Annotated in this window: 8 protein-coding genes; 5 read left to right on the top strand and 3 right to left on the bottom strand. The window is 49.8% G+C overall.

The window, feature by feature from the left end:
* Positions 1 to 176: 176 nt before the first annotated feature.
* A complete protein-coding gene (purU, locus tag IPZ49_RS07140; RefSeq protein ID WP_003856715.1) occupies positions 177 to 1,019 on the bottom strand; it encodes a formyltetrahydrofolate deformylase in 843 nt (280 codons plus the stop codon).
* Positions 1,020 to 1,060: 41 nt separating this feature from the next.
* Complete coding sequence (locus IPZ49_RS07135) at positions 1,061 to 1,525, bottom strand: YchJ family protein (protein WP_026094296.1); 465 nt, start codon at positions 1,523 to 1,525, stop codon at positions 1,061 to 1,063.
* Between the two features lie 113 nt (positions 1,526 to 1,638).
* Here IPZ49_RS07135 and rssA point away from each other — a divergent pair, with 113 nt between their 5' ends.
* The 3 genes from rssA to galU all read left to right on the top strand — a co-directional run bounded on the left by rssA (position 1,639) and on the right by galU (position 4,749).
* On the top strand, positions 1,639 to 2,541 hold the full coding sequence (gene rssA / locus IPZ49_RS07130) for a patatin-like phospholipase RssA (protein WP_032653830.1): 903 nt from the start codon (positions 1,639 to 1,641) through the stop codon (positions 2,539 to 2,541).
* An 89-nt stretch (positions 2,542 to 2,630) separates the two neighbouring features.
* Positions 2,631 to 3,644, top strand: a complete 1,014-nt coding sequence (gene rssB, locus IPZ49_RS07125) for a two-component system response regulator RssB (RefSeq protein WP_003856721.1) — start codon at positions 2,631 to 2,633, stop codon at positions 3,642 to 3,644.
* A gap of 199 nt (positions 3,645 to 3,843) precedes the next feature.
* Positions 3,844 to 4,749, top strand: a complete 906-nt coding sequence (galU, locus tag IPZ49_RS07120; RefSeq protein ID WP_003856723.1) for a UTP--glucose-1-phosphate uridylyltransferase GalU — start codon at positions 3,844 to 3,846, stop codon at positions 4,747 to 4,749.
* 202 nt (positions 4,750 to 4,951) lie between these two features.
* Here the strand turns inward: galU and hns are convergent, their stop codons facing one another.
* Positions 4,952 to 5,365, bottom strand: coding sequence for a histone-like nucleoid-structuring protein H-NS (gene hns / locus IPZ49_RS07115; protein WP_003856724.1), 414 nt, complete (start codon positions 5,363 to 5,365; stop codon positions 4,952 to 4,954).
* A 320-nt stretch (positions 5,366 to 5,685) separates the two neighbouring features.
* Here hns and IPZ49_RS07110 point away from each other — a divergent pair, with 320 nt between their 5' ends.
* Both IPZ49_RS07110 and tdk read left to right on the top strand, forming a co-directional pair.
* Entirely contained in the window at positions 5,686 to 5,874 is a 189-nt protein-coding gene (locus IPZ49_RS07110; RefSeq protein WP_123912598.1) for a hypothetical protein, read from the top strand.
* A gap of 41 nt (positions 5,875 to 5,915) precedes the next feature.
* Positions 5,916 to 6,530, top strand: a complete 615-nt coding sequence (tdk, locus tag IPZ49_RS07105) for a thymidine kinase (protein WP_003856726.1) — start codon at positions 5,916 to 5,918, stop codon at positions 6,528 to 6,530.
* Positions 6,531 to 6,581 lie beyond the last annotated feature (51 nt).

The following is a 6,581-nucleotide window of genomic DNA, read 5'->3' as shown; positions in this document are numbered from 1 at the left end:
GCCGCTCGGGAACCCCACCACGGGGTAATACTTTTAACTGGCCTGCTTCCTGTTGGAAGCGGGGCGCATCATATCAAATGAGACGCCCCTGTAAAGCATTCCTTTAGGAAAATGAAGCTGTTTGCCTGCTTTTTATCCGTAAAGGCGTAAAGCTAATCAATTCATTTTCCGAGGGATTAAAGAATAATCGTTCTGTTGCCGTACACAAAGACGCGCTGAGCAAGTACCTGATACAGCGCACGGCTCAGTACGTTCTTCTCAACGTCACGGCCAGCACGCATCATATCTTCTGCCGTATAGGTGTGATCCACGTGGATCACGTCCTGCATGATGATTGGACCTTCGTCCAGATTGTCATTCACGTAGTGCGCGGTTGCGCCAATGATCTTCACCCCACGCTCGTATGCCTGGTGATAAGGACGCGCGCCAATAAAGGCTGGCAAGAAGGAGTGGTGGATGTTGATAATTTTGTTCGGGAAGCGTGCCACAAAGGATGGCGTCAGCACGCGCATATATTTCGCCAGCACCACGTAGTCCGGGTTATGCGCTTCAATCGCAGCTGCCATCAGGTTGTCGTGCTCTTCACGGGTATGGCCTTCGTGACTGACCAGTTCAAACGGAATGTCGAAACGTTCTACCAGCGTACGCAGCGTTTCGTGGTTGCCAATGACGGCGGCAATTTCTACGTCCAGGCCACCGTAGTTGGCTTTCATCAGCAGATCGCCCAGGCAGTGCGCCTCTTTGGTGACCAGAATGACAATGCGGCGACGGCCCGCCGGGTTCAGCTCGCGCACCGAGCCTTCCGGCAGGGCGCTGTCCAGATCGGCAAGCAGGGTTGTGTCGTTGAAAATGCCTTCCAGTTCGGTACGCATAAAGAAGCGACCGGTACGGTGGTCAACGAACTCGTTGTTCTGCACGATATTCAGTTCATGCTTGTAGCAAATGTTGGTAATTCGTGCGATCAGCCCTTTTTGATCGGGACAGATAGTGCGCAGAACTTTACGTTGTAATGATTGCATCGCCGGGAAATCCTGTTTATGTATTTGCGAAGTCTGAGTTGTCAGGCATTACTGCCGCAACACTTTTTAAATTTTTTTCCTGAACCACAGGGGCAGGGATCGTTACGACCGAATTGCGGACGTGTGCCGTCAATATAATACCATTGCCCGCTGTCCTTTAAGAACCGTGAGCGCTCAATGATGGCGCCGGGTTTGTTTTGTTCGCTAAAGCGGGCGACAAAACTGACATAGCCCTCGTTGGCATCGCGGCCGGGAGCGGCTTCAAAGACGGTGAGGCCCAGCCAGACGGTGTTGGCAAATCCGGCTTCAATCTCTTGGCGAAAATCGGCAGCATGGCAGGACGGATGCCAGGTTTTAATCAGGTAGTCTGCGTTTTTGATCACAAAAGCAGTATACCGCGAGCGCATAAGGTGTGACGGCTCTGGTGCAACCTGCTCGCCAGAAAGATATCGCTGGCAACATAGGCTATACTCCAGAGCGCTACCACAGGGGCAGAGTTGAGACACGATTCTCTTCCTGGAACAAAAAATAAGGCGTTAAACGCTTAAGGTAGCAATATGTTAACTGAGCAGGTGCGTTGACGCTATGTCGGGAATCCAGGGGAAGTAAAACAGGGCTAATGAGAAAGGTAAAAATTGGACTGGCGTTGGGCTCAGGTGCAGCCCGGGGTTGGTCACATATTGGCGTTATCAATACCTTAAACCAGATGGGGATTGACGTTGATATTGTCGCAGGATGTTCTATCGGGTCGCTGGTCGGATCCGCGTACGCCTGCGGTAAGCTCCCGGAGCTTGAAAGCTGGGTGCGCTCCTTCAGATACTGGGATGTGCTGCGCCTGATGGATCTCTCCTGGCAGCGTGGCGGCCTGCTGCGCGGCGAACGCGTGTTCAATCAGTTTCGTAAGATAATGCCCCTCGCTGACTTCAGCCACTGCCAAATGCCTTTCGGTGCCGTTGCAACCAACCTCAGTACGGGCAGGGAGTTATGGCTCACTGAAGGGGATATTCATCTCGCCGTTCGCGCATCCTGTAGCATGCCGGGGTTAATGGCGCCTGTGCCTCACAACGGCTACTGGCTCGTTGATGGGGGCGTAGTGAATCCTGTACCCATCTCTCTGACCCGCGCCATGGGGGCGGATATCGTTATTGCCGTGGATTTACAGCACGACGCACACCTTATGCAGCAAGATTTGATGCCGGTTAATCTTCAGAGCGATGACGCGGAAGAAGAGAAACTTGCCTGGCATGCGCGATTACGCGGCAGAATAGGGCGCCTGACCGCCCGTCGCGCGGTGACCGCGCCGAACGCCATTGAAATCATGACGACCTCTATTCAAATCCTTGAGAATCGCCTGAAGCGAAACCGTATGGCTGGCGATCCTCCGGATATTCTTATTCAACCCTATTGTCCACAAATCTCTACCCTTGATTTCCACCGGGCTGAGGCCGCCATAGCAGCGGGCTCGTTAGCCGTCGAAAAGAAAATAGATGAACTGTTGCCTTTTGTGCGTACAGCACGTTGAGCACTTTTTTGATTACTTCAGCAAAATCTGAAAGGCGATAGTACCAATAGCATGCCACTATTGAGTAACTGTCAGCCAGGGGAGGAACCATGACACAGCCATTGGCCGGAAAACATATTTTGATAGTTGAAGACGAGCCCGTTTTCCGATCGCTACTGGATTCGTGGTTATCCTCACTGGGTGCAACCACGTCCCTTGCCGAAGATGGCGTCGAGGCACTGGAAAAAATGGCCAGCATGGCGCCTGATCTGATGATCTGCGACCTTGAGATGCCGCGCATGGACGGATTAATGCTGGTGGAAAACCTGCGTAATGAAGGTTATCAGACACCGATACTGGTGATCTCGGCCACCGAAAATATGGCGGATATTGCTAAGGCGTTGCGTTTAGGTGTGCAGGATATTCTGCTCAAACCGGTTAAAGATTTGAACCGTCTGCGTGAAACGGTGTTGGCCTGCCTGTATCCCAATATGTTTAATTCCCGGGTGGAAGAAGAAGAACGTCTTTTCCAGGACTGGGATGCTTTAGTCAGTAATCCGCTCGCGGCCGCGAAGCTGCTTCAGGAACTTCAGCCGCCGGTTCAGCAAAATATCTCTCATTGCAGAGTAAATTATCGCCAGCTGGTAGCGGCTGACCAGCCTGGGCTGGTGCTGGATATTGCGCCGTTATCAGATTCTGACCTCGCTTTTTATTGCCTGGATGTTACCCGGGCGGGAGATAACGGCGTTCTGGCGGCCTTATTACTCCGTGCGCTGTTTAATGGATTGCTACAGGAACAATTATCCCATCAGGGGCAACGACTTCCTGAGTTAGGCAGTTTACTAAAACAGGTCAACCAACTTTTTCGCCAGGCCAATTTGCCGGGGCAGTTCCCGCTTCTGGTTGGCTATTATCACAGCGGGTTGAATAACCTTATTCTGGTCTCTGCGGGTTTAAATGCCACACTGAATACTGGCGAACACCATATTCAGGTGAGTAACGGCGTGCCGTTGGGTACGCTGGGAAATACTTACCTTAATCAAATTAGCCATCGCTGCACCTCCTGGCAGTGCCAAATTTGGGGTGCCGGAGGGCGGTTACGCTTAATGTTGTCCACGGAGTAAGCAGTCAGATTTTATTTTTCAGATTGCTTTACCTGTGTTTTTGCTGGCAGTGCTACTATCGCTGCAAGTTTCATGCGTATTTGTCTTAATTGATCGGCAACGCGTTCTTTTCAGACCCGTATTAGTGGCTGAGACTGTATACTCAACGCGTTATTCAATGCATAAAAGTTCAAAACTTGAACAGTTCAGGAGAATTTCAATGGCTGCCCTTAATTCGAAAGTCAGAAAGGCCGTTATCCCGGTGGCGGGATTGGGTACCAGGATGTTGCCAGCGACGAAGGCAATCCCAAAAGAGATGCTGCCTCTGGTTGATAAGCCATTAATCCAGTATGTCGTGAATGAATGTATTGCAGCAGGTATCACCGAAATTGTGCTGGTGACGCATTCATCTAAAAACTCTATCGAAAACCATTTCGATACCAGTTTCGAACTCGAAGCAATGCTGGAAAAACGCGTTAAGCGCCAGCTGCTGGAGGAAGTGCAGTCTATTTGCCCTCCACATGTTACCATTATGCAGGTTCGTCAGGGCCTGGCGAAAGGCCTGGGGCACGCAGTATTGTGTGCACACCCTGTAGTGGGTGATGAGCCGGTCGCGGTTATTCTGCCTGACGTGATTCTTGATGAGTACGAGTCCGATCTTTCCCAGGAAAACCTGGCGGAAATGATTAAACGCTTCGACGAAACCGGCAGCAGCCAGATTATGGTTGAGCCAGTCGACGACGTGACCGCTTACGGCGTGGTTGACTGCAAAGGCGTTGACCTGCAACCTGGCGAAAGCGTACCGATGGTTGGCGTTGTTGAAAAACCTAAAGCGGACGTCGCGCCGTCTAATCTTGCTGTCGTTGGTCGTTACGTCCTGAGTGCTGAAATTTGGGCTCTGCTGGCGAAAACGCCTCCGGGTGCGGGCGATGAAATCCAGCTGACGGATGCTATCGATATGCTGATCGAGAAAGAGACAGTGGAAGCCTACCATATGAAAGGTAAGAGCCATGACTGCGGGAATAAGCTCGGTTATATGCAGGCATTCGTCGAATATGGTATTCGCCATAACAGCCTGGGTGAAGAATTTAAAGCCTGGCTCAAAGGTAGCGTGGGTATTAAGTAATAAACTCACAGCCCAGTGAACAAGACCGGTGGAGCGATGCCCACCGGTTTTTTTATGCCTGTCGCTCCGTAATTGGCGGGGGATTGTCAAGGACGTTAAATAGGGAGCCTTACAATATGACAGAATGTAAGGAGATGTTCGGGCGAATATTACAGGCATAAAAAATCCCGCATTAAGCGGGATTTTTCAGAATCTTTCCAGATTAATCCTTGATCAGGAAGTCATCCAGTTGTTTACCTTGTTCGTCCATTGCTTTCTTGATTACAGCAGGAGTACGGCCCTGGCCGGTCCAGGTTTTCTCTTCGCCGTTCTCATCGATGTAGCTATATTTAGCAGGACGTGCCGCGCGTTTTGCTTTGGTACCGGTTTTAGCCGCAGCCATGCTGTTCAGCAATTCGTTTGGATCGATACCATCGGCAATCAGCATTTCACGATACTGTTGCAGTTTACGTGTACGTTCTTCGATTTCAGCCGCAGCAGCGCTTTCTTCTTCACGACGTTCGTTAACTACAACTTCTAATTTTTCGAGCATTTCTTCAAGCGTCTCAAGGGTACATTCTCTTGCCTGCGCACGAAGAGTACGGATGTTGTTCAGAATTTTAAGTGCTTCGCTCATTGTAGTAATCTCAAACTTATAATGGGGGTGGGTTTGTTGTCCTAATAATAGAGCCTTAATTTCACTTGTGCAATAGGTGGGAATGTAAGGAATTCAAAAAATACAAAATAAACGACGCTATTATTAATTACGCTAACTTAAATTTCATTGTTTGTTGGGTCTGTGAGATATCGTTTCAAACGGCAAAAGCGCGTCATTTGCGTGTATGTTTTGTGACTTTTACCTCAGGAATTATAGTTGCGGTTGATAAATATCAGCCTTTTGTATTACCCCGAGTAAGCGCAGCGAAGACAAGAATAGTTAATAAATAGTGAATTTTAATGAACGAAGAAGACACTATAAAAAGAAGTGTTATCTCTGGTTGCGGACTCACCTTATTGTCAGTGTTTAATGCCTTTACTGCCTGTTTTAACGCATTATTTTGCGCTATTCGCGAAGGATTTACTGATGCATGGCAGGCTGGAGAGCGCAGCCCGCCGCTGATGACAGTACAAAATATGGTACAATGATCCATCGGGAATATTACACATTGATTAGGGTTCTTCGGCCAATGGCACAACTTTATTTCTACTATTCGGCAATGAATGCAGGGAAATCGACGGCGTTACTGCAATCCTCATACAATTATCAGGAGCGGGGGATGCGTACCGTTGTTTATACCGCCGAAATCGACGATCGCTTTGGGGCAGGGAAGGTGAGCTCAAGAATAGGGCTCTCGTCGCCTGCAAGGCTGTTTAACCCTGAAACGGACCTGCTGGAGGACATTCGTGCCGAGCATGCCTCTAAGCCTGTCCATTGCGTGCTGGTAGATGAAAGCCAGTTCCTGACCCGAGAGCAGGTCCATGCGCTTTCAGAGGTCGTTGATGAGCTGGATATTCCCGTTCTTTGCTATGGATTACGTACCGATTTTCGTGGGGAGTTATTTGCCGGCAGTCAGTATCTGCTTGCCTGGTCGGATAAGCTGGTTGAGCTGAAAACAATCTGCTTTTGTGGCCGCAAGGCAAGTATGGTTCTTCGCCTGGACCAGTCGGGTAAACCCTATGCTGATGGCGAGCAGGTGGTGATAGGAGGCAATGAACGTTATGTCTCGGTCTGCCGCAAGCATTATAAAGAGGCGCTGGCTGTAGGCTCGCTGACGGCGTTACAGGGCGACAATCGAAAATAATAAGAATGTTTTACGGATCCTCAGATATAAAAAAACCCGCCAGCGGCGGGT

The sequence above is a fragment of the Enterobacter cloacae complex sp. S2 genome, assembly GCF_015159675.1.
GTDB lineage: Bacteria > Pseudomonadota > Gammaproteobacteria > Enterobacterales > Enterobacteriaceae > Enterobacter > Enterobacter intestinihominis.
The sequence above is the reverse complement of the archived record's forward strand: the minus strand, read 5'-3'. Positions and strand labels throughout refer to the sequence as shown.

Excerpts from the sequence above, each read along its gene's own strand:
- galU (WP_003856723.1), top strand. The coding sequence starts at position 3,844 with ATGGCTGCCCTTAATTCGAAAGTCAGAAAGGCCGTTATCCCGGTGGCG.
- purU (WP_003856715.1), bottom strand. The coding sequence starts at position 1,019 with ATGCAATCATTACAACGTAAAGTTCTGCGCACTATCTGTCCCGATCAA.
- IPZ49_RS07110 (WP_123912598.1), top strand. The coding sequence starts at position 5,686 with ATGAACGAAGAAGACACTATAAAAAGAAGTGTTATCTCTGGTTGCGGA.
- hns (WP_003856724.1), bottom strand. The coding sequence starts at position 5,365 with ATGAGCGAAGCACTTAAAATTCTGAACAACATCCGTACTCTTCGTGCG.
- rssB (WP_003856721.1), top strand. The coding sequence starts at position 2,631 with ATGACACAGCCATTGGCCGGAAAACATATTTTGATAGTTGAAGACGAG.
- rssA (WP_032653830.1), top strand. The coding sequence starts at position 1,639 with ATGAGAAAGGTAAAAATTGGACTGGCGTTGGGCTCAGGTGCAGCCCGG.
- tdk (WP_003856726.1), top strand. The coding sequence starts at position 5,916 with ATGGCACAACTTTATTTCTACTATTCGGCAATGAATGCAGGGAAATCG.